The organism is Xanthomonas sp. NCPPB 2922, assembly GCF_041520885.1.
Lineage (GTDB): Bacteria > Pseudomonadota > Gammaproteobacteria > Xanthomonadales > Xanthomonadaceae > Xanthomonas > Xanthomonas campestris.
In genome coordinates, this window is the sequence record NZ_JBGOFY010000010.1 from 140,320 (window position 1) to 162,672 (window position 22,353).

The window sequence follows — 22,353 nt, forward strand, 5'->3', positions numbered from 1 at the left end:
CTGCACAGGATACCGAGACCGCTGTCGCACGCCGTGCGATTGGCGTAGAACGCAACAACGCGCAGCTGACGAATTCAGTTCCAGCCTCCCCATGTGCAATGCAAACGGCGAGCTCGGCCTGCCGCCCGTTGCACGTTGCGTTGCACAGTTCAGCGTCAAACATCGCATCGATGTGAACACCACCACCGCGCTGCGTACACCCTGCGTTGACCGCCGCGCGGTCAAGGTGAAGGCCCTCTCAGCCATCGCCACGGGGCTCGCATGAATGCCACTCCCGCCGCAGCCCGTGACACGGCACCGGCCACTGCCACCACTGTTGCGCCCACCTACCCGGTGGCGCTGCGCATCAATGGTCAGCCTTATCAACTGCAGCTCGAAGCCTGGGTCAGCCTGCTCGACCTGCTGCGCGATCGTCTCGATCTCACCGGCACCAAGAAGGGCTGCGACCACGGTCAATGCGGCGCCTGCACGGTGTTGGTCGATGGCCGTCGCATCAAAAGCTGCCTCACCCTGGCGGTGATGCAGGACGGCGCGGACATCACCACCGTCGAAGGCCTCGCCGAAGGCGAACAGCTGCATCCGCTGCAACGCGCCTTCATCGCCCACGATGCCTTTCAGTGCGGTTATTGCACACCCGGGCAGTTGTGTTCGGCGGTGGGCCTGATCAACGAAGGCCAGGCGCGCGATCGTGATCAGGTGCGCGAATTGATGAGCGGCAACATCTGCCGCTGTGGCGCCTATCCACAGATCACCGATGCGGTGATGGAAGTACTGGGCACACCCTCGGACAGCAGCGAGTCGGCCGACACCCCGTGGACCCCAGGGACGGTGCCGGCATGATTCCGCTCAGCTACGCACGCCCGGAGAGCGTGGACGCGGCAGTCGGTGCGATCGCCACGCGCAGCACTGATCCGCAGCCAGTCCCGTCCGAAGCGCCGGTACGCCTGATCGCCGGCGGCACCAATCTCACCGACTTGATGAAGCTGCAGCTGATGCGGCCTAGCCAGCTGGTGGACATCAACCGCCTGCCATTGGGCGAGATCACCACCAACGATGCGGGCGGTCTGCGTCTGGGTGCGCTCGCACGCAATGCCGACACCGCCTATCACCCCGAGGTTGAGGCACGCTACCCGTTGCTGAGCGCGGCGATTTTGGCCGGTGCCTCGCCACAGATCCGCAACATGGCCAGCAATGGCGGCAACCTGCTGCAGCGCACCCGCTGCGTGTATTTCTACGACCGCGCCACGCCGTGCAACAAGCGTGCGCCCGGCACCGGCTGTTCGGCAATTGGTGGCCTGACCAAATACCACGCCATCCTGGGCGCCAGCGTGCACTGCATTGCCACGCATCCTTCCGACATGTGCGTGGCGCTGGCGGCGCTGGACGCGGTGGTGCACGTGCAGGGCCCCAATGGCGCGCGCGACATCGCTTTTGCGGATTTCCATCGCCTGCCCGGCGAGCATCCGGAGCTCGATAGCACGCTGCAGCCGGACGAACTCATCGTGCATATCGATCTGCCGGATGCACAGCGCTTCGTGGCGCACAGTGCATACCTCAAGATCCGCGAGCGGCTGTCCTACGCCTTTGCGCTGGCATCGGTCGCAGCGGCGCTGGAGCTTGCCGACGACGGCAGCATCCGCGCCGTGCGTGTGGCGCTGGGCGGCGTGGCGCACAAGCCCTGGCGCCTGCCGGAGGCCGAAGCGCGCGTGGTTGGCATGCCGGCGACGCCGCACACCTTTGCGCAACTGGCCGATGCACTGCTACAGGGCGCGCAATCGCAAGGGGAGAACGCCTTCAAGATTCCGCTGGCACACCGCACCATCGTGCGCGCACTCGACGTCGCGCGCGAAGGCACCATCGATAACCGCGGGCGCACCAGCGCGCTGGAGGACTCCCCATGAACGCACGCCCCGACGAGCTCATTGCACCGGTCGCCGACCCCGGCACCGGGCACCGCCCCACTGGCACCGGCATGCCGCGCATCGATGGGCGCGCCAAGGTCACCGGCCAGGCGCGCTACGCCGCCGAATGGCCGGTGCCCGACCTGGCGTATGGGGTGGTGGTCAACAGCAGCATTGCCAAGGGCCGCATCGTCGCCTTCGACCTGGAGGCCGCACGCGCGGTGCCCGGCGTGCTGGAGATCGTGACCCACGAAAACCGTCCGCATATGCGCGGCATGGACCTGTTCTACAAGGACATGACCGCACCGGCCGGCTCGCCGTTCCGGCCGCTGTACGACAACGCCATTCTGTACAGCGGCCAGCCGATCGCGCTGGTGGTGGCGGAAACCTTCGAGGCTGCGCGCCATGCCGCGCATCTGGTCCAGGTGGAGTACGCCAGCGAGCCGCACGACACCAACCTGATGGCCAACCTGGACCGCATGCACAAGCCCAAGCCGCTCAAGGCCGGCTTTTCGCCGCCGCCCAAGGACAAGGGCGAGCCGGACACGGCCTTCGTCAACGCCGCGCACCAGATCCAGGCCGACTATTACAGCGCGGTGGAACACCACAACCCGATGGAGTTGTTCGCCTCCACGGTGATCCGCGATGCGGAGGGCCACTTCACCATCTACGACAAGACCCAGGGCTCGCAGAACAGCCGCTGGTATGTCTCGCACGTGTTCGGGCTGAGCAAGCAGAAGGTCACCGTGCGCAACCCGTACGTGGGCGGTGCGTTCGGCTCCGGCCTGCGCCCGCAATACCAGTTGGCGCTGGCGGTGATGGCCTCGATCCTGCTGGATCGCTCGGTGCGTGTGGTGCTGACGCGGCAACAGATGTTCACCTTTGGCCACCGCCCGGAAACGGTGCAGCGGCTCAAGCTCGGTGCCGATCGCGACGGCACGCTGCGCGCGATCTGGCATGAAGCCATCGCCGAAACGTCGCGCATCGAGGATTACGTGGAGGTGGTGGTCAACTGGAGCGGGCAGCTGTACGCCTGCGATAACGTGCACCTGGGCTACAACCTGGTGAGCCTGGATCAGTACACCCCCATCGATATGCGCGCGCCCGGCGCTGCACACGGCGTGCATGCGCTGGAAGTGGCGATGGACGAGCTGTCCTACGCGATCGGCATGGATCCGCTTGCCTTGCGCTTGAAGAATTATGCCGAGGTCAATCCCGCCGACGACAAGCCCTATTCCAGCAAGGCGTTGCGCGAGTGTTACCAGCAAGGCGCAGAGCGCTTCGGCTGGGCACAGCGGCCGCTGCAGCCGCGCGCGCGCAAGGAGGGGCGCGAATGGGTTGGCTGGGGCATGGCCACCGGGCAATGGGATGCGATGCAGATGTTTGCGCGTGCCCACGCGGTGCTGCATGCCGACGGCCGCCTGGTAGTGAGCAGCGCCGCCAGCGATATCGGCACCGGCACCTACACGGTGATGGCGATGATCGCCGCCGAAGCGCTGGGCTTGCCGCTGGAACAGGTCACCTTCCAGCTCGGCGATTCCACACTGCCGGTCGCACCGATCGAAGGCGGCTCGTCGCATGTGACCACGGTAGGTTCGGCGGTGGATGGTGCATGCGGGAAACTGCGCGCACGGCTGCTGCGGCTGGCCCAGGCGTTACCGAATTCGCGCTTTACCAAGGCCAAGCTGGACGAGGTGGTCTTCGCCGATGGCACGCTGGCATTGCGCGCCGATGCCGGCACCACCATCGCCTTGCCCGAGCTGTTGCGTGCCGCTCAGCTGGAACAGATCGAAGACAAGTTCCTGCTGTTGCCCAATGTGTTCAAGCAGCGCAACTACACCCGTGCCACCCATGGCGCGGTGTTCGTGGAAGTGCGCGTTGACGAAGAGCTGGGCACGGTGCGGGTAACCCGCGTGGTCAGTGCGATTGCGGCCGGTCGCATCCTCAACCCGATCACTGCGCGCAGCCAGATTGTGGGCGGCGTGGTCTGGGGCATCGGCCAGGCGCTGCACGAGCACACCCAGTCCGATCACCGCTTCGGCCGCTTCATGAATCACGATTTTGCGATGTACCACGTCTCGGCCAATGCCGACATCCACGACATCGATGTGATCTTCGCCGACGAGGACGACCGCATCGTCAGCAGCCTGGGCGCAAAAGGCGTTGGCGAAATCGGCCTGATCGGTGTCTCGGCAGCGATCTGCAATGCGATCTTCCATGCCACCGGCAAGCGCATCCGCAGTACCCCGATGACGCCAGACAAGGTGATGGCGGACTGACGAACGCGGGGCGATGTGCCTGCAATGCACAACGCAACCGACAATTGATGGGGTACGACAGGGCTCAGTGCATCGAATGCACTGGGTCCGTTTCATTTTCGTCACTGGTAGACATCTAGGCGTATTGCGCTACCGCACGTCCATCCAGCGCGCGTGCACGACACCGACGTGCATGACCGGTTCGTGATCGATCTGCAGGCCTCTGCGTTGTCACCGCGCGGAAAGCGAAAGCAGTCTGGTTACCGGGGTCGCCCATCCTGTAGCGTGCACACACACTCCACCCAAGAATCCTCACATGTCTCCACGCACGACGCGGCGCCAGCTGCTGGGTGGCGCCGCCGCGCTAGGCCTGCTCGCGCGCATTCCCACCGGCTGGGCGCTGCCGTCCGGGGCGGTGCGCACGCCTGCTTTCATCGACGCACTGATCGCGCGCATGAGCGTGGAAGAAAAAGCTGGCCAGCTCAGCATGTTCAGCTCGGCGCAGCAGGATGGCAAGGCGATCGTCGCCAACCCGCTTGCACGCTCTGCCGATGGGGACGATCAGCTGGCTGCGGCCCGGGCCGGGCGGCTGACCGGGGTCTTCAATGGCTCCAACGTGCGCTGGCACCAGCAACTGCAGAAGGCAGCGCTGCAAAGCCGGCTGCGCATTCCGTTGCTGTTCGCCGCCGATGTGATCCATGGCTATACCACCGTCTTCCCCGTGCCATTGGCCGAAGCGGCCAGCTTCGAGCCAGACCTGGCACGGCGCACGGCGCGCGCAGCGGCCATGGAGGCCAGTGCGGTGGGTCTGGACTGGACCTTCGCGCCGATGGTGGACATCGCCCGCGATGCACGCTGGGGCCGTGGCGTCGAGGGCGCTGGCGAAGACGTGCTGCTGGCGCGGCTGTTCGCACAGGCGCGGGTGCGCGGCTTCCAGGGCGATGCAGGATTGGCAAATCCCGATGCGATGGCAGCCTGTCCCAAGCATTTCGCCGCCTACGGCGCGGCCGAAGGAGGGCTGGATTACAACCGTGTAGATGTCTCCGAGCGGACGCTGCGCGAGGTCTATTCCCCGCCGTTTCAGGCCGCCTTCGCTGCCGGTGCGGTCACGACCATGGCGGCATTCAACGAACTGTCGGGCATTCCGGCAACGGCCAACGTGTGGTTGCTGGATGGCGTGCTGCGGCAGGAGTGGAACTACCCAGGCTTGGTCGTGTCCGACTTCAGCGCCGACCAGGAACTGGTTGCGCACGGCGTTGCAGCCGACGACCGCGAGGCGGCCAGGCTGGCCTTCATGGCCGGGGTGGACATCAGCATGGAAAGCGGCCTGTATCTGCGCTACCTGCCTGCCCTGGTTGCCGCAGGCGAGGTGCCGATGGCACGGCTGGATGCCTCGGTGCGCCGCGTGCTGACGTTCAAGGCGGCGTTGGGGCTGTTCGACGATCCGTTCCGGCGCATCCGGCCCAGGCTCGCGCAGTCGCGTCAGCGCCGCGCCGAGACCCTGGCACTGGCGCGCGAAGCCGCATGCAAATCGGTGGTGTTGCTGAAGAACGACGGCGAGCTGTTGCCATTGCGACGCAGCGGCCAGCGCATTGCGTTGATCGGGCCAATGGCGCGCGATTGGCTCAATCACGCCGGGCCGTGGAGCCTGTTCGATGAAGAGGACAACCGCAACACGCTGGCCGCTGCACTGTCGGGCGCGCTGGACGACCCCACTGCACTGCGCGTGGAGGACGGTTGCGGCTTCGATCAAACGCTGCCGGGCGGGTGCAGGCGGCAGTGGCAGCCGCTGGCAATGCCGATGTGGCGCTGCTGGCAATCGGTGAACCCTTGAGCTACTCGGGCGAGGCGCAGTCGCGCACCGAGATCAGCATTCCCGAGGTACAGCAGCAATTGCTGGCGGCCGTGATCGCCACCGGCACGCCGGTCGTGGTGCTGCTGAGCACCGGCCGTGCACTCGCGCTGGAGGGGCCGGTGCTCGCATGCGCGTCGATCCTGGTCAGCTGGTTCCTGGGTTCGGAGGCGAGCGCTGCGGTAGCCGACATCCTGTTTGGCACGCGTGCGCCATCGGGCCGCTTGCCGGTGAGTTTTCCGCACGCGGCAGGCCAGGTGCCCTACTTCTACGCACACACCTCCAGCGGCCGCCCCAATCCGCAGCCGGATGTGCTGGAGCCGTATAAAACGCACTACCGAACGGTGCCCAACACCGCACTGTTCCCCTTCGGCCACGGGTTGACCTATGGCCGCATCGAATACGGCGAGCTGCGCTTGAGCGATACGCGGATGACGGCGACCGGCAGCCTGCGCATCAGCGCGCGCATCCACAACCGCGGCACGCGCGATGCGGAAGAAGTGGCGCAGCTCTACATCCGCGACCGCAGCGCCAGCGTCACCCGCCCGGTGCGCGAGCTGAAGGATTTTCGCAAGCTTGCAGTGCCGGCAGGCGGCAGCGTGGCGGTGGAGTTCGTGCTGCGCCGTGAGGACCTGTTGTTTATCGGCCAGGCATTGCAGCCAACCGTGGAGCCCGGCGTGTTCGATGTGTGGGTGGCGCCATCGGCCGAAGCTGCAGGCGTTTCTGCGAGATTTGAACTGCTAGAGTGAGTGCTCTGCGTCGCTCAGTTTGGCGGCCTGGATCTCTCTCCCTTACGTCACCACGATTCTCGACTTCCAGCGTTTGCCTGACACAGGCGAAACTGCCGCGCAGATGCGGGAGACATTCAACGCGCATCTGGCGCGCACGGAACAGAGGCTGCGCACCGTGACACGTATTGATGCGACGATCAACTTCGCATCGGCTCGACGAAGCGCACCGCTCGCGCGATCCCAGATGTATCGGATAATGAGGCTCGGACAATTGGCGCCGGCCAAGGCATGCTCCCCCAGCGTGGGACAAGCGGCCTGAAGTCCCATGCCTGATGATGCGAAAGCAGCGTTGCGCTGCGGAGCGACACAGCTGATTGAAACTGCACGATGCCTGGGTGGTCGGTTACTCCTGGCCCGACGTGATCTGGCTGCCGGCGACGTCCTGGCCCGGGGCATCGTCATCCGACAATTCCTTCAGCATGGCCACTATTGCGGCATGCGCACCGGCGCCCAGATCACGCGCCTGCATCACGACCGATCGCGCGGCAAGTGTATGCTCGTCGATGTCGCGCAACGCCCCGACATCGTCTGCCAGCCGGGCGCAAAGACTATCTTTCAACGACACGAGCTCTGCGATGCGATCACGGGTCGCAGCCATCTGCTGCAAGGCGTCCTTCATCGCATCTTCAAGTGTCTTGATGGCCTCTGCCTTGCCCTCCGCATCAATCGCTTTTGCAGCGTCCGTCCCCCCAGCATGCCTGTCCAATACCTGCAGCGCTTCGTTCCGGACCTCTACAAGGCGTTGTTCGGCATCTTCAAAAGCCCTGCGCTCCAGCTCAGAGGCCTGGCCCAGTCCATCGAGACGCGGCAGCAAGTCGTCCAGCCTGTCGTCCATATCCCGGAGCTCTCGGTCCTGCACCTCATATATTTCTGCGGTCCGACGCAAGAGAACGTCGACTGCAGACACCAGCGTGTGATCGCACTCGGCAGCGCGCTGTAGAAATTCGAACGCATGTTGAACCGCCGCAATGTCCCTGTTCTCGGCGCGACTGGCGTCCATGTGGGTGCGGAAGTCGTCGTATGCCTTGTCCAGCGCATCGGTTGCCTGATGCACAGCATCGCGACAGGCCTGCAGCGAAGCGAGCCTACGATGCAGGCCTGATCCGGTGATAGCTGCCTCGGTCACGCCGTCGTCTGCAGGTGCAAGCCTGGCCAACAATTGATTGATGCGTTCGCCTACATTGGCCTGTGCGCCACTCACTGCATCTGCTAAAGCGTCGTGTGCCAGATACTGTGCCACGGTGCGCTGGGTCTGCTCCTCGAACCGTGTCAGGTCGCGCGTCAAGGCGCGCAGGTGTGGGCCAACCGGCACGACGCCCATCTGGAGATGGCGTTCGAATTCCAGGTCGCGCGCTTCCTTCAGCCTGGGCCGTTCGCCGCGCGGCGAGGCCGGAACGGATGAGGGAATGTTCGCCCTCTGACGTTGCCCGAGCGCCTGCACACCCACCACCTGCAAAGGGTCCAGTGACTGTCGCAGTGCACGTACTCCTGCCTCGAGCACTTCGGCGCCCTCGATACGATCGTACAGCCCATAACGGAACTGGATCTCTGCCTCGAACAGCTGGTGCGACGACACTGCCGTAGCTGCCACATTCAGCAGCGGCAGGCCGACGCGACTGGTCACCGGGTTTTCGTCGGTATTGTGCACAGCGATAGCCGCCAGACGGTAGAGATCCGGCGACCGCTGCGCGGCAACGAGCGCATCACGCCAGGCCATTGCACCTGCGGGCTCCCGCAATCCCAGTGCGGCTGCAGCCTGCGCGTGCTGTTTGACCTCCAGCGCGTCGTTGATCGCGACAATTGCCTGGGGCCGCATTTCGAACACGAAGCGAACCTGATTCACGTTGGGAACATCCTTGAACCTCTGCAATACCTCGCCCAGCCCGGGAATCTTGCGACGCAGCTCCGCAACGTCGCGCATTTTCTCGCCAAGCGCGTAATGACCAATGGCATGGCTGACCACCGCGTCGAGCGATTCGCGCCCGAACATGTTGATCTCCACACGTGCGCCAGGAATGATGCGCGCACGCTGCTGGATGGCGGCAGCGTCCTCTTGCCGCAACTGGTGCAGCAGGTCGACCATGGCCGCGCGCTCGGAGGGCGAGCCGCCCTTCCATAGCGAGGACGCCTCGGCAAGGGTGGCTTGTTCGGCGCACGCACGTTGTTGTGCCAGCGCCGGACCCTCCAGCAAGGCGCCAGCTTCGATCGCACGCGCCTGCGCCCCCTGAATACGTTCGATTGCTTTCAGCAGTACGTCCCGTCGCTCGCCAGGTGTCGCCGGATATCGCATTCCATCAAGTTCGGCCATGCTCTCCGGGATGATCTCTTCGAGCCGTTTGCGCATCGCGTCCCATGCCTGCGGGCTAATCGGCTGGGCGGCTTGCGTGTCAAGCGTGCGCTTGTAGCTGGCGGTCCCCAGCAAAGGACCGGTGCGCGTATCGTCCAATGGCGCATCGGTCGGCAGTTGCACGTCGCTGGAGGCCACTCGAACACCGGCCAACTGCAGATTGCCGGCACCGGTAACCGCGTTGACCAGCCGTGCGAAATTTCGGCCAAGCACCGACGTCAATGCGCCCGAGAGATTGATGCCGCTGCTGACCTCGGCAGTGAGGCCGACGCGGCCCTGGAACTCGAGTCCGATGATCTCTTGCCACGCATGGTCCAGATGCAGCTCCATCTGGCTCCATTGCACACCGGCCTGCGCCGTCATGCTGAACGGCAAGGAGGCCGAGACTGCGCTACGCGGGTTGTCGGTGCCGGCTGCGTCTGGCGCGGCGTTGGGTGCGACGGGCTGTCTTGGACCGTAAGAATGCCGCACCGCGAGCGGCTGTAAGGTCAGGTTGACGTTGAGCGATCCATTGGCATTGGTTTCGAACAGATCCAGCCCGATCGCCCCCTCGTTCACGCCTGCACGCAATAGCTTGGTGGTATCGTCATCATGACGATCAAACAACAGCCTGGCGAACTCAGGAATCGTCGATGGCGAGAGGATGACGGCTGCGCCCACGCCATGTTGGTAGGTACCGCCTGCGCTGAGATTTGCCGCCCCGCCCCACGTCGCCGACAAGGTCCGTGCAGGATCCGCATCGTAGACATGTGCGCCGGTTCCTGGGCCAGGCCGGAGATCAATGCGTATGCCTGCCGTCCCTGACGCGGTCGCTTTGGCATGCCGAACGAAGAAGGCAACCAGTCCCGCATCGCCGTCCTTCGAGTCGCCGATGCGTTCGACACCCAGCGCGTGGATGGCTTCGCCGCCCATGCCGACGCTGACCGGATTGAGATCCATCCATTGCGTAGAACCGAGCGAGCCGCGCAGCTCGGCAGAGCGCACTCTGCTTGTGAAGAACGTGCTGCGATTGAACAGGTCCTGCAACACATCGATCATGCGCGCAGCCATTTCGTCCGGGGCCGCGCCTGGCGACAGGCCGATGCTCTTGAGCAATTGCAGCTGACGCGCGCTCCCCGGGGTGGCGACTTCCTCGCGGAAGGTGGTCACCACGTCGTCGAAGGCCTCCAATTCACGCCATGACGACAGACCCAGCTTCGCCAGGGCTCGCAGCCCGGATTGCCGCTGCCTTGCGTCGGCCGCCTCCAGCGCCGCCGCATCATCGACATCCAGCAACGCGTTGTACTCCATCAGACTTGCGAGCAGGCATGCACTGCGCAGGGCATGCGGATCACTCGACGCATCGGTGGCGCGACCATTTCGGATCGGCAATCTGACCCCGGCAGCCTTGAGCCGATGACTGACCTCGCGCAATTCGGCCAGTTGTGCATGCTCCATAGCGGTCAACGCCTGCGGATGCAGCGACGCACCGCCGGCCAGCGCAGCGATGCAACGATCCAAGTGCGGCAACATGTCATCGCTGTTCTGTACCGTCGTGCGCATCACGGCCGAACGCGCCCGCCGCCAAAGCTCGGCGGCGCGATAACTTGCGGTCGAACTCGCGCGCTGGGTGCACCCGCCATCCGCCATGGAGAAATCGGCAGCCAGAACGCCCTCACGGAACCCGATCTTGCGCAGATCGCGCAGCAAGCCAGCCAAGGTTGTTTTACGCAGCGTCGTAAGTCGTTCGTGCTGGCTCTGCGACAGCGCGGCAGGCTGGTGCGGACCTGCGGCACCGGCAATACGCGCCTCTGCCAGTACCGGCAAGGTGTCGAACATCTCAAGCGCCAAAGACAGGACCTGCTCTGCCTCGGAACGGAAACGGGCGAGCCGCCGTTGCTGCGTGGTGGGCGCGTATCCAACGCCAGTCCACCCGGCCACGGCACGCGCAGTGCCACCGGCAACGTCCGTGAGCACCTTTACGAGCGCAGCGGCCTGCGCGCGGCCGCTCTGTGCGAGCACCCGTGCATTCGAGCGCAGGCTCAGTGGATCGGTGGAGGTGGTCCCCAGCAACGTGGTGCTGACCGCCGCATCGTGGTCCGGTGTCCTGAGACGGCTTGCCTGCTGCCGATTGACCCGTGCATTGGAGCCGGACTGGGTGCCGGAAACGGCCACGTCATCAGGCGACGCATGCGCAGCCACGCGTGCAGGCAAGCGGGCCCGGTCGGGACCGGTCATCGCTGGCAGCACCGTGTGCCACTGCGCGCCGAGCCGTAACTGCAGCTGTCCGGTACGCGTGGTTCGCAGCGCACTCGGGAGTGGCGAGGTCTGCGGCAACGTAACCGGAAAAGCCTCCCACCGGTCATGGTCGTGCGAAAGACGGTGCACGTGTGCAGATCCATCGCCGGGTTGGCTCAAGGCGTACAAGGCATCATCCAATCCCACCGCGATCGCGACAACGCCTTCCAGCGCGGGCACGTCCCCGCTGTTTCGATCCGCATCGACCTTGATCAATCGCCCCGAGGCGGCCATCACCACAGCGCTGCGGTCTGCATGCACCGCCGCCTGCGCGATGTCTTCATCGAAGCGGGCGATCGGCAGGCAACGCACCTCCACCACGTCCGGCACCACGGCGAGCGGCCCACCCGAGGGTGTGCTGGGCGCCGCATGAGCAGCCAGCCAGGTGGTGCGCCCGGGAAGCTTGAGCTCGACCAATCGGGACGGTGCGGCCAGCAGTGCGAACACCGGACGACGATCGACAAAACCGCGCGGACCGCTATGCAGGGAGACAACGCCGGTCAACGGCGCGCCGCCGGGAAGCGTCAGCCGCTCCCATGGCTGGTTCGGAGAAGGCGAGTAATGCAGTACGCCGTCCAGATGTCCCAGTTGCGCGTGCCCATCAAGCACCACCCGCGACTGCATCGCCTCATCCGCAGGCATCTGCAGCCCCTCGCTGCGCATGAGCAACAACGGACGATCCAGCATGAACGCCGGCTGGAACTGCGCTTGCCCTGCCGGCCGCTGCAGCGAGATGCGCCTGCCGTCGCTGTGTTCGAGCAGAAGATGCACGCTGTGATCGGTCGACAACCCCATGGAGGTCACCGCCCAGCCCTGCTCGCTGCCCATCGGGCGAGGCAACGTCAATCGTCGCGCGACAATCGGCCCGCTCCCGCGCATGTCGGCTTCATACACACGTCCCTTGTCATCAAGCACCAAGACAGCGGCATGCGCCAGTGGCAACACATCCACAGGCATCGCAGGTGTCGACTCGAAGGCCGGGCCGCCAGCTACCGGACGCGTCAGTTCCACGACCCGGCCGGGCTGATCGTCATCGCAGCGGCGCAGTACACCAGCATGGAGCATGCATGGCCTGCCGTCCGCATCGAACCGCAGCAAGGCGCCTTCGGGCGTCGGGCCCACCGCGATGGACATCTGCTCGTTGCCGGCACGCCAGCACAGCTCGCCTGCACGGACGTACACACCGCCATCGGCCTGCCGGCCAAGCATGCAGAGATGAGCAATCGCATCACATGCCGGTGGCAGCGGTACGGCTGCCCAGTGCCCGGACGCCTCGACACGATGCAGTTGGTTGGCACGCAGGGCGAAACATTGCCCGTCGGCAGCCTGCCAGATGCCGGTCAGCTGGCCGATCGGCGGATCGGCCAGCTGACTGGCGACCTGGTCGGCCGTCGGCGTAGTACCGGTGCGGCGCTCGACCGCCGGATGCACGGTAAGAGCTGCGATCAGCAAGCCGGGGATGGTGGTGAAGAACGCCTCGTTGCGTGGCATGCGCGAGTCGTCACGATCCGGCATGTAGCGCAACAGACGTCCACCGCCACCCAGACTGGATTCGCTGTGAACGACGGGCCGACGCGCCAGACACGCCTCCATCAAGCTCGTGACATCGCCGTCTGCGGCAGCCGCGCCCTCAAGGTGCATGCGAGCCCGCCGTCCACCATGCGATGAAACGTTCTGCACGTGGAGCGCAGCATTGGCGGTCTTACTGGATGCCCTGCGCCCCGCCCGTGCAGGCAAGGCGCCCAGGATGTCGGCCGCAGTCTCGGGTGCAGGCCTACTCTGCGGTGAAGCCGTCGCTGGTTCTGCAGGCTCCAGCGTTGGCGTTTGTCGCGACTGACTCGAACGTGTGATCGAATCCGGTAAGGTCATTTGAATAGCCCAAAGATATGGATACTAGACATCGGCATCTACTGACGACGATCTCGCATTCTCTGCAACGCCCACGCGCGGCTATGCAGCAGGCGTGCGAATCCACGACGCCAGAAAATGCATGGGTCCGATCGCTGGCTGGAAATGCATTCGAACCGCTGCGATACCGGAGATGCACAAGGCATCCGACCGCTGAGGCGAAGCAGTGCTTACGTCCCCAGCTGCGCAAGCCGAGCGCACAGTCACGCAGCGCGGTCCATCTAGACCATCGCGCGCGGTGTTTGCACGCGCACTGCTGGCCGAAACATAAGCATCGTGATCAATACAGACCGACGCCGGTACCGTTGCATCTTCCACAATCAAGCACATGCCCGTCTCCCTCCCAGAAGAGTTGGCACATCGCGCGGGCACATAGTGTCCTAAGAACCCTAGACACCCAGCTTGGGTTAGTCCCGATTACCTTAGTTCGATTATTTCGGTGCGGAAATGCACATGCGAAACTCTGCGCGAGCTAGCGAACCTTCTTGACACTTAGACGGCGCGTTGTCGTCCAACTGCGACCTCTATCATCAAACAGATCAGCGCCCCGAGAAAGGGAGCAGTCAGGCTGCCGCGATGCCGTGCAACCACATCAGGTGTACCCGCCACCACAACATGGCCGCCCGCACCACCGGCGCCCGGCCCCATGTCCAGCACCCAGTCGCTGCTGGCGGCCACGCGCATATCGTGTTCGACCACGATCACCGTATTGCCCGCCGCCACCAGGCCTTGCAGCTGGCGCATCAAGGTATCCACGTCGGCCGGATGCAGGCCGGTGGTCGGCTCGTCCAGCACATAGACGGTGTCGCGCCGCTGCGCGCGTTGCAGTTCGGTGGCCAGCTTGATGCGCTGCGCCTCGCCACCGGAGAGTTCAGTGGCCGGCTGGCCGAGCCGCAGATAGCCCAGCCCTACTTCGCGCAACACCTGCAACGGACGCAGCACGCTGGCGTCTTCGGCAAAGAATGTGGCGGCTTGGTCCACCGTCATTTCCAACACCTGCGCGATGCTGTGGCCACGCAGTTCGATCTCCAGGGTCTTGGCGTTGTAGCGCGCGCCATGGCAGGTGGGGCACGGTGCGTAGACGCTGGGCATGAACAGCAATTCCACGTGCACCGAGCCTTCGCCTTCGCAGGTGGCGCAGCGGCCCTTGGCGACATTGAACGAAAACTGCCCCGGGTCGTAACGGCGGCGACGCGCGGCCGGCGTGGCGGCGAATAGCTTGCGTACCGGATCGAACAGGCCGGTGTAGGTGGCCAGGTTGGAGCGCGGCGTGCGGCCAATCGGCTTCTGGTCCACGCGCACCAGCCGGCGCACGTGCTCCAGCCCGGCCACGATCGCGCCGCCCAACGGGATTTGCGCATCGCGCTCGAGTGGGTCCAGCGCGTCGTCGTCATCGGCGTGCGGCTGGCCCAGGTGCGCAGCCAGCAATTCCACCAGCGCCTGGCTCACCAGCGACGACTTGCCGGAGCCGGACACACCGGTCACCGTGGTGAACACGCCCAGCGGCAGGTCCACGTCCAGCGCCTGCACGTTGTTGCGGGTGATGCGGCGCAGCTGCAGCCAGGCGGTGGGCGTGCGTGCGTGGCTGTGCACCGGTGGCGGCGCGCCGAACAGATAGCGCCGCGTGGAAGACGCCTGCACCTGCGCCAATCCGTCCGGTGGGCCGCTGTAGAGCACCTGCCCGCCATGCACGCCGGCGGCCGGGCCCACGTCCACGATCCAGTCCGCATGACGGATCACATCCACCTCGTGTTCCACCACGAACACCGAATTACCCGCCGCCTTGAGCTGATCCAATGCGCCAAGCAAAGCCTGCGCATCGGCCGGATGCAGGCCAGCCGAGGGCTCGTCCATCACGTACACCACGCCGAATAATTGCGAACGGATCTGCGTGGCCAGGCGCAGGCGCTGCAACTCGCCCGGCGACAGCGTGGGCGTGCTGCGCTCCAGCGTGAGATACCCCAGGCCCAGCGCCTGCACCACCGCGATGCGCGCGCGCAGATCTTCGGCGATGCGTTGCGCGGCGATCACCTGTTCGGGATGTTCGGCTGTGGCACTGCGCCTGCGTTTGCCCTGCGCGGACTGCGTGGCGGGTGTGGCTTCGGCGGCCGGGCGCAACAGCTCGGCCACCTCATCCAGCGGGCGCTGCGACAACGCGCCGATATCCAGCCCGGCAAAGGTCACCGACAACGCCTCGCGGCGCAGCCGCTTGCCATCGCACTGCGGGCACTGCGTGCTGATCAGATACTGCGCCACGCGCTTTTTCATCTGCGCGCTCTGCGTGCTGGCAAAGGTGTGAAGCACGTAACGCCGCGCACTGGTGAAGGTACCCATGTAGCTGGGCTCTTCCTTGCGCTTGAGCGCGCGCCTGACCTCGTCCAGGTCGTAGCCGGCGTACACCGGCGCCACCGGCTGCTCGTCGGTGTAGAGAATCCAGTCGCGCGTTTTCTTCGGCAATTTGGCCCATGGCACGTCCACATCAATCCCGAGCGTGGTGAGGATGTCGCGCTGGTTCTGCCCATGCCACGCACCCGGCCAGGCGGCCACCGCGCGCTCGCGGATGCTCAGGCTGCGGTCCGGCACCATGCTGGCCTCGGTGGCGTCGTAGATACGCCCCAGGCCGTGGCAGGTGGGGCAGGCACCGGCCGGCGTATTCGGCGAAAACCCATCCGCATAGATGATCTCCTGCCCCGGTGGGTACTGGCCGGCGCGCGAATACAGCATGCGCAGCGAGTTGGAGATGGTGGTCACGCTGCCCACCGAGGAGCGCGCACTCGGCGCGCCGCGCGCTTGCTGCAGCGCCACGGCCGGCGGCAGGCCGTCGATGGCATCCACCTCGGGCACGCCGACCTGGTCGATCAGGCGCCGCGCATATGGCGAGATCGAATCCAGATAGCGCCGCTGCGCTTCGGCAAACAAGGTGCCGAAGGCCAGCGACGACTTGCCAGAGCCGGACACGCCGGTGAACACCACCAGCGCATCGCGCGGGATATCCACGTCCACGTTCTTGAGGTTGTGCTCGCGCGCACCGCGCACACGCACCAGGCCGGGGACAGGAGAAGACGCTGAGCTGGACATGACACCAAACCGACAACTGGACAGTGCGCCAGCCTAGCGCGCCACGCATGCAGCGCGCGTCAGCGCTTGTGCCCGATCCACCGTGAGTGCAACGCTGCGCCGGTCAGGCCACCGCGTGCGCAGGCACGGTGTCGATGGAGCTGTCGGCCAGTGCCTGCATGCGCGCCACCACGCCGCTGAACAGGCGCGCAGTGGCCGCCTCGCGGGTGCGGAAGATCTCTTCCAGCGCAGCGTAGTACCACAGCGTGCCATCGCGCCCGGCGGTGAACACGTTGAAGATGTCCTGGCCCACATCGGGGTTTTCCAGATCCTGCACGATGGTGCGGGCGTTGTAGAGCTTGTCGCAGCCGGACACCAGCAGTGCGCGCTCGGGCGTCTTGCGCAGATGCGCCAGGTAGGACTGCTTGCGCTCGCGCCAGTCGCGCTTGCGGGCGCTGGCGGTGTTGTCCACGTCGGCCTTGTCCTCGGCGGTGGCGTCGGTGCAGGCCATCACGATATCGGCCACCGCATCGCCGAACTGCGCGCGAATCGAGCCCTCATGGCCGCCGCCGCAGTCTTCCACCACATCGTGCAGCAGGCCGGCGATGGCCTGGTCCTCGTCACCGCCGCATTCCAGCACCAGCGTGGACACGCCAAGTAAATGGCTCAGGTACGGGATCTGCGTGCCCTTGCGCAGCTGCCCGGCGTGGGCAATGCGGGCGTAATCCACGGCCTGGGCATAACGTTCGGTGAGCGCGGTCATGGGGCGTCCAATCCTGAAGATGGCCGCAGTATCGCCGAGCGCGACGGCAGCGGTGGTGATGGCCTGCAACATCGTCCCTCAAAGACACCGCCGTACGGCCGATAGGACTAGGGTTGTCTGTCACTGCACGATTGCTCGCCGATGCCTACTCTCCCCGTTTGCCGCGCCTGCCGCGATGGCCAGGACTTTCCCACCGCCATCACCATGGCCTTTCAACCCATTGTCGATGTGGCCACGCGCCGCATCTACGCCGGCGAAGCGCTGGTGCGCGGCGTCGACGGTGCCTCGGCCGCGAGCATTCTCGGCGCGGTGGACGAGCGCAACCGGTACGCGTTCGACCAAGCCTGCCGGATCAAGGCGATCGAATGCGCTGCAGCGATCGCGTTGCCGGCGCTGCTGTCGATCAACTTCATGCCCAACGCGGTGTACAACCCCGAACACTGCCTGCGCGCCACGCTGGCGGCCACCGAGCACTACCAGTGGCCGCTGCACAGCATCATCTTCGAGGTCAGCGAGCAGGAGCACATGGCCGACCCGGCGCATCTGCTCGGCATCCTGCGTGCCTACCAGGCACGCGGCCTGAAGACCGCCATCGACGACTTCGGTGCGGGCTATGCCGGGCTCGGCCTGCTGGCCGATTTCCAGCCAGACCTGCTCAAGCTCGACATCGCCCTGGTCCGCGGCATCCACACCGACCGCAGCCGCCAGGCGATCGTGCGGCACGTCACCCGCATGTGCGAAGAACTCGGCATCGCCGTCATCGCCGAAGGCATCGAAGAAGCCGACGAATACCGCACCCTGCGCGACTTGGGCATCCACCTGCAGCAAGGCTATTTGTTCGCCCGCCCGCAACTGCGCGCCCTGCCCCCGGTGCATTGGCCGGACTGAGGTGCAAGCGCGGGTGACGCTGCCCGCGCATGCGGCGCATGAGTCACTCGGGCGGCCCACGATCATCGATGCGTGACTGCGTGCGCGCAGCGCGTCAATCAATGCGGCTAGGAAAGCCGCACGTACCCGCCGAGAGAAGACGCGGCGCAATCAGCGTGACTCCGTCAACACGGAGCAGCAAAACGCGGAGATACCCCACCGCAAGCCACGCCCTTCCGATTCCCCACTCCCGATTCCCCATTCCCAGCGGCGCAACGCGCCGCTCACACATAACGCGGAATCGGCCCCAGCTGTGGCGTCTGCTCCGGCAACTCCACTTCCAGCTCGTCCTCATAGCACCAGCCCCAGCCTTCCGGCGGGTCGTAGCCTTCGATGATGGGGTGGCCGGTGCTGTGGAAGTGCGCGCTGGCGTGGCGGTTGGGCGAATCGTCGCAGCAGCCCACGTGCCCGCACTCGCGGCACAGGCGCAGATGCACCCACACGCTGCCGCTGGCCAGGCACTCTTCGCAGCCGCGTGCGCTGGGGGAGACGTGGTGGATGTGGCTGAGGTGCGTGCACTGGCTCATGAGGTCGCGGACTCCTGCGTGGCATTGGCAAGTTCGGAGACAGCCACCGGCGTGGCCTGGTGTGCCAGAAATTGATGGATCTGCGCGACCACCGCGGCACCCTCGCCCACGGCGGCGGCCACGCGCTTGACCGAACCGGCGCGCACATCGCCAATGGCGAACACGCCGCGGCGGTTGGTCTCCAGCGGCAGGCACGGTGGCAGCCCTTCGGCGCGCACGCTGCCAGTCACCACGAAGCCATGCGCATCGGTCTCCACGCACTGCTGCAGCCACCCGGTGTTGGGGTCGGCGCCCACGAACAGGAACAGGTGGCGCAGCTCCAGGCGTTGGGTCTGGCCATCGGCACGCGTGCGCAGCACCGCCGCCTGCAGACCGCGCTCGGGGTCGCCTTCCAGCGCGGTCACTTCGGTGCCGGTATGCAGCGTCACGTTGGGCAGCGCGGCGATGCGTTCGATCAGGTATTGCGACATCGACGCTTCCAGGCCTTCGCCACGGATGATCAGGTGCAGTTCCTTCACCCGCGGCGCCAGGAACGCCACTGCCTGCCCGGCGGAATTGCCGCCGCCCACCAACGCCACCACGCCGCCCTCGCACAGGCGTGCTTCCACCGGCGAGGCCCAGTACGAGACACCGTGGCCTTCGAAGCGGTCCAGCTGGTCGATCTGCGGCCGCCGGTAACGTGCGCCGGAGGCGATCACCACCGTGCTGGCCTGCAGCTGTTTGCCATCGGCCAGATCCAGCCGCAATGCCCCGTCTTCGCGCCCGCATTCCAGCGTGGCCGCTTCCAGCGAAATGGCCAGCTCTGCACCGAATTTCAGCGCCTGGTTGTAGGCGCGCCCGGCAAGCGCCTGGCCAGAGATGCCGGTGGGAAAGCCCAGGTAATTTTCGATCCGTGCCGACGCACCGGCCTGCCCGCCAATGGCGCGCTGGTCCAGCACGATCACCGAAAGGCCTTCGGAGGCGGCATACACCGCGGTGGCCAGGCCCGCCGGGCCGGCGCCGACAATCGCCACGTCGTAGCGGTGATCCGGGTCGATATCGGGCGTCATGCCCAGGCAATGCGCGGCTTCGGCATCGCTGGGCTGGCGCAGCACGCGCCCGCTGGGGCACACCATCACCGGCAGGTCCTGTTCCTGGATGCCCAGCCGCTCCACCAGCGCGCGGCCGTCCTCATCGGACACATCCATCACCGTGTTGGGATAGCCGTTGCGGGTGAGAAAGCCCTGCAGCCGGGTCAGGTGCGGGTCGTCGGGTTCGCCGATCAGCACCGAGCCGGAGGCATCGCCTTCAATCAGGCCCACGCGGCGCAGGATCAGCGCGCGCATCACCACCTCGCCCACTTCGGCCGAGCTGATCATCAGCGCGCGCAGATGCGCGGTGTCGAAAGGCAATGCCAGGCAGCCGTGCTCGCCCGCGCGCCCGGCGGCGAGTGACGCGCGCCCGGCCAGCTGGCTCACTTCGCCGGTGAACTGCCCGGGCGTGTGCAAGGTGATGGGTTTTTCGTTGCCCAGGCCATCGCGGCGCACCACCTCGATGGCGCCTTCCAGCACCACCCAGACCGGCGCGTGCGCATCGCCTACATCGAACACCATTTCACCGGCCTCGAAGCGCCGCGGCGGGCCGCTGGCAAAGCGCCGGGTGATGGCGAGTTGCGCCGTATCCAGCTCGGGAAACATCTGATGGTGACGGGTGTCAGCCAGGCTCATGGAGCGGCGGTATCGGGTGGGGGAAGTGCATGCAAGCATGGCCAGACGTGATGGCGATGGCAATCACCCGAAATAGGCAGCGTGCGGGCACAGGCATCCAGTGCAACTGCGCGGTGTTCGCGGCCGCTGCGCATATGTTGCGAGGTATGCACGCACGTGCCGCACCTGTGTTCAGTCCGTTTGCGTGAGTGCTTCCCAGTGCGGCCCGTGCTGACCGGCGGCCATGCGCGCGGGCGGGCGCACCCGGAACACCACGCTGATGCGCTCGCCGAGCGCGCGCGTGGTCTTGGGAATACCGTGCTCATGCGTCAGCTGCGAGGCATGGCTCATCGCCAACAAGCTGCCGGACGCCAGCTCCAACGCGATCGCGCGCGTGTCGCCCTGCTTGGCCCGCAGCTGCATCCGCCGCGGCGTGCCCAGCGACAGCAACGCAATCGGGTGCGGCGCCAGCAGCGTGTGCAGCTTGTCGTGGTGCATGGCCACGCTGTCGCGGCCGTCGCGGTACAGGTTCAAGCCCACCGCGTTGTACGGTGCCGGCAGCTGTGCCTGCACCGCGGCCAACAAGGCCTGCAGCGGCAGGCCCGGCGGCAGTGGCGCATCCAGGCGGTACGAGGCCAACAGGCGCGGCACATCCACCACGCGGTCGTACATCGTGCGCTGGTGGCGCTGCCAGTTGGCGCCTTCGCGGAGTGCCGCGAATGCGGCCTGCGCCACGGCGGGCGCCAGCAGCTGCGGCCAATAGCGCACGCCGCCTTCGGCATCGTCCAGCACCTGCAGCGGCGCGAGCGGTGTATCGAACAAATCCATTGCGCTCAGATGGGGATGGCGGCGGTGATTTTCAGCACTGGATGCTGATGACATCGCACAACTTTTGCCACGGGTGCGGTGCCGGTTGGCTTCACGCAGCGGTACGCAAATGGCCGCGTGCCATTCACAGGCCAGCATCAAGCATGGACGCTTTACGACCCAGGAGCCTCCGCATGCATCGCACACATCCTGCCCACGTGGTGATTTCCGGCGCGTCCAGCGGCATTGGCCAGGCCACCGCCGAAGCGTTTGCCGAACGCGGCGCGCGTCTGGTGCTGGCCGCGCGTGGCGAAGAGGCATTGCAGCACGTCGCCGAGCGCTGCCGTGCGCGCGGCGCCGAGGTGCTGGTGGTGCCCACCGACGTCAAACAGGCCGATCAGGTGCAGGCGCTGGCCACCAGCGCGCGCAGTTTTCTGGGCCGCATCGATCTGTGGTTCGGCAATGTCGGGGTGGGTGCGGTGGGCACCTTCCACGAGGTGCCCATCGAAGCGAGCACGGCGGTGGTGCAGGCCAACCTGATCGGGCGCATGCACGATGCGCATGCCGCCATTCCCATCTTTGTCGAACAAGGCCATGGCGTGTTCGTCAACATGATTTCGCTGGGCGGATTTGCCGCCACGCCCTACGCCGCTGCCTACAGCGCCAGCAAGTTCGGCCAGCGCGGGTTTTCCGAAGCCTTGCGCGCGGAATTGATCGATCACCCCAAGGTGCATGTCTGCGATGTGTACCCGTATTTTGTCGACACGCCGGGGCTGTCGCATGGTGCCAACTACGTGGGCCGCCGCGTCACCGGCCCGCCGATGATGCTGGACACGCGTACCGTGGCGCAGGCGGTGGTGCGGCTGCTCGATCGCCCGCGCAATACCGTGGTGATCGGCCCGGCCGTGCAGGCCATGCGGGTTGGCCATGCGTTGGCACCCAACCTGTTCGCACGTGCGATGAGCCGCTTCTTTCAGCGTTACTTCGCGCAAGCACCGCGCGTGGGCCGCTCCAGCGGCAATGTGTTTGGCCCACCTGCCATCGCCGGCGGTATCGATGGCGGTTTCCGCCGTCGCCCGGCCGTGCGCGCACGTGCGGGGCGCAACACCTTGGCCATCGGCGCGGCGGTGGCCGCGCTGGCAACCGTGGCGGTGCTGGCCGCGAAGCGCGCGCGTTGATGCACGTCCACGTGGCCAGCAGATGTGCAGGAACGCAGTGGCGGACACAAGCGCGGCAGCATGCACGGCGTTGTG

At 66.0% G+C, this 22,353-nt stretch carries 11 protein-coding genes and 1 pseudogene; 6 read left to right on the forward strand and 6 right to left on the reverse strand.

The window, feature by feature from the left end:
- Window positions 1–261: 261 nt before the first annotated feature.
- From ACD584_RS13060 to ACD584_RS13075, 4 genes and pseudogenes are all read left to right on the forward strand, one after another.
- Complete coding sequence (locus ACD584_RS13060) at window positions 262–840, forward strand: (2Fe-2S)-binding protein (protein WP_076036218.1); 579 nt, start codon at window positions 262–264, stop codon at window positions 838–840.
- Window positions 813–1,901, forward strand: coding sequence for a xanthine dehydrogenase family protein subunit M (locus ACD584_RS13065; RefSeq protein WP_175611556.1), 1,089 nt, complete (start codon window positions 813–815; stop codon window positions 1,899–1,901). The genes ACD584_RS13060 and ACD584_RS13065 overlap by 28 nt, the downstream gene beginning before the upstream one ends.
- Window positions 1,898–4,180 carry a xanthine dehydrogenase family protein molybdopterin-binding subunit gene (locus ACD584_RS13070; protein WP_076036219.1) on the forward strand — a complete coding sequence of 761 codons (2,283 nt, stop codon included), beginning with the start codon at window positions 1,898–1,900 and terminating at the stop codon, window positions 4,178–4,180. Before ACD584_RS13065 ends, ACD584_RS13070 begins: the two co-directional genes overlap by 4 nt.
- Window positions 4,181–4,475: 295 nt before the next feature.
- A pseudogene (locus tag ACD584_RS13075) lies at window positions 4,476–6,760 on the forward strand (glycoside hydrolase family 3 N-terminal domain-containing protein).
- 385 nt (window positions 6,761–7,145) lie between these two features.
- Here the strand turns inward: ACD584_RS13075 and ACD584_RS13080 are convergent.
- From ACD584_RS13080 to ACD584_RS13090, 3 genes are all read right to left on the reverse strand, one after another.
- The gene (locus ACD584_RS13080) at window positions 7,146–13,295 is read right to left on the reverse strand and encodes a type III secretion system effector (RefSeq protein WP_012438997.1); all 6,150 of its coding nucleotides are present in this window, start codon (window positions 13,293–13,295) and stop codon (window positions 7,146–7,148) included.
- 531 nt (window positions 13,296–13,826) lie between these two features.
- Window positions 13,827–16,412, reverse strand: a complete 2,586-nt coding sequence (locus ACD584_RS13085) for an excinuclease ABC subunit UvrA (RefSeq protein ID WP_076036220.1) — start codon at window positions 16,410–16,412, stop codon at window positions 13,827–13,829.
- Between the two features lie 103 nt (window positions 16,413–16,515).
- Entirely contained in the window at window positions 16,516–17,154 is a 639-nt protein-coding gene (locus tag ACD584_RS13090) for an HD domain-containing protein (protein WP_050911904.1), read from the reverse strand.
- 141 nt (window positions 17,155–17,295) lie between these two features.
- Between ACD584_RS13090 and ACD584_RS13095 the strand changes: the two genes are divergently transcribed.
- Window positions 17,296–18,042: an EAL domain-containing protein gene (locus ACD584_RS13095; protein ID WP_076036221.1), complete on the forward strand. Its 747-nt coding sequence runs from the start codon at window positions 17,296–17,298 to the stop codon at window positions 18,040–18,042.
- A gap of 263 nt (window positions 18,043–18,305) precedes the next feature.
- Here ACD584_RS13095 and ACD584_RS13100 read toward each other — a convergent pair whose 3' ends face one another.
- The 3 genes from ACD584_RS13100 to ACD584_RS13110 form a co-directional block, all read right to left on the reverse strand.
- Complete coding sequence (locus ACD584_RS13100) at window positions 18,306–18,608, reverse strand: UBP-type zinc finger domain-containing protein (protein WP_076036222.1); 303 nt, start codon at window positions 18,606–18,608, stop codon at window positions 18,306–18,308.
- Window positions 18,605–20,314: an FAD-dependent oxidoreductase gene (locus ACD584_RS13105; RefSeq protein WP_076036223.1), complete on the reverse strand. Its 1,710-nt coding sequence runs from the start codon at window positions 20,312–20,314 to the stop codon at window positions 18,605–18,607. The genes ACD584_RS13100 and ACD584_RS13105 overlap by 4 nt, the downstream gene beginning before the upstream one ends.
- 171 nt (window positions 20,315–20,485) lie before the next feature.
- The gene (locus ACD584_RS13110; protein ID WP_076036224.1) at window positions 20,486–21,121 is read right to left on the reverse strand and encodes an alpha-ketoglutarate-dependent dioxygenase AlkB; all 636 of its coding nucleotides are present in this window, start codon (window positions 21,119–21,121) and stop codon (window positions 20,486–20,488) included.
- A 173-nt stretch (window positions 21,122–21,294) separates the two neighbouring features.
- Here ACD584_RS13110 and ACD584_RS13115 point away from each other — a divergent pair, with 173 nt between their 5' ends.
- Window positions 21,295–22,278 (forward strand): SDR family oxidoreductase, encoded by a 984-nt coding sequence (locus ACD584_RS13115; RefSeq protein WP_076036225.1) that lies wholly within the window; start codon window positions 21,295–21,297, stop codon window positions 22,276–22,278.
- The last annotated feature ends 75 nt before the right edge of the window (window positions 22,279–22,353 follow it).

Bases quoted from the DNA above. Each gene is read 5' to 3' on its own strand.
- ACD584_RS13060 (WP_076036218.1), top strand. From the start codon at position 262: ATGAATGCCACTCCCGCCGCAGCCCGTGACACGGCACCGGCCACTGCC.
- ACD584_RS13070 (WP_076036219.1), top strand. From the start codon at position 1,898: ATGAACGCACGCCCCGACGAGCTCATTGCACCGGTCGCCGACCCCGGC.
- ACD584_RS13080 (WP_012438997.1), bottom strand. From the start codon at position 13,295: ATGACCTTACCGGATTCGATCACACGTTCGAGTCAGTCGCGACAAACG.
- ACD584_RS13085 (WP_076036220.1), bottom strand. From the start codon at position 16,412: ATGTCCAGCTCAGCGTCTTCTCCTGTCCCCGGCCTGGTGCGTGTGCGC.
- ACD584_RS13090 (WP_050911904.1), bottom strand. From the start codon at position 17,154: ATGACCGCGCTCACCGAACGTTATGCCCAGGCCGTGGATTACGCCCGC.
- ACD584_RS13095 (WP_076036221.1), top strand. From the start codon at position 17,296: ATGCCTACTCTCCCCGTTTGCCGCGCCTGCCGCGATGGCCAGGACTTT.
- ACD584_RS13100 (WP_076036222.1), bottom strand. From the start codon at position 18,608: ATGAGCCAGTGCACGCACCTCAGCCACATCCACCACGTCTCCCCCAGC.
- ACD584_RS13105 (WP_076036223.1), bottom strand. From the start codon at position 20,314: ATGAGCCTGGCTGACACCCGTCACCATCAGATGTTTCCCGAGCTGGAT.
- ACD584_RS13110 (WP_076036224.1), bottom strand. From the start codon at position 21,121: ATGGATTTGTTCGATACACCGCTCGCGCCGCTGCAGGTGCTGGACGAT.
- ACD584_RS13115 (WP_076036225.1), top strand. From the start codon at position 21,295: ATGCATCGCACACATCCTGCCCACGTGGTGATTTCCGGCGCGTCCAGC.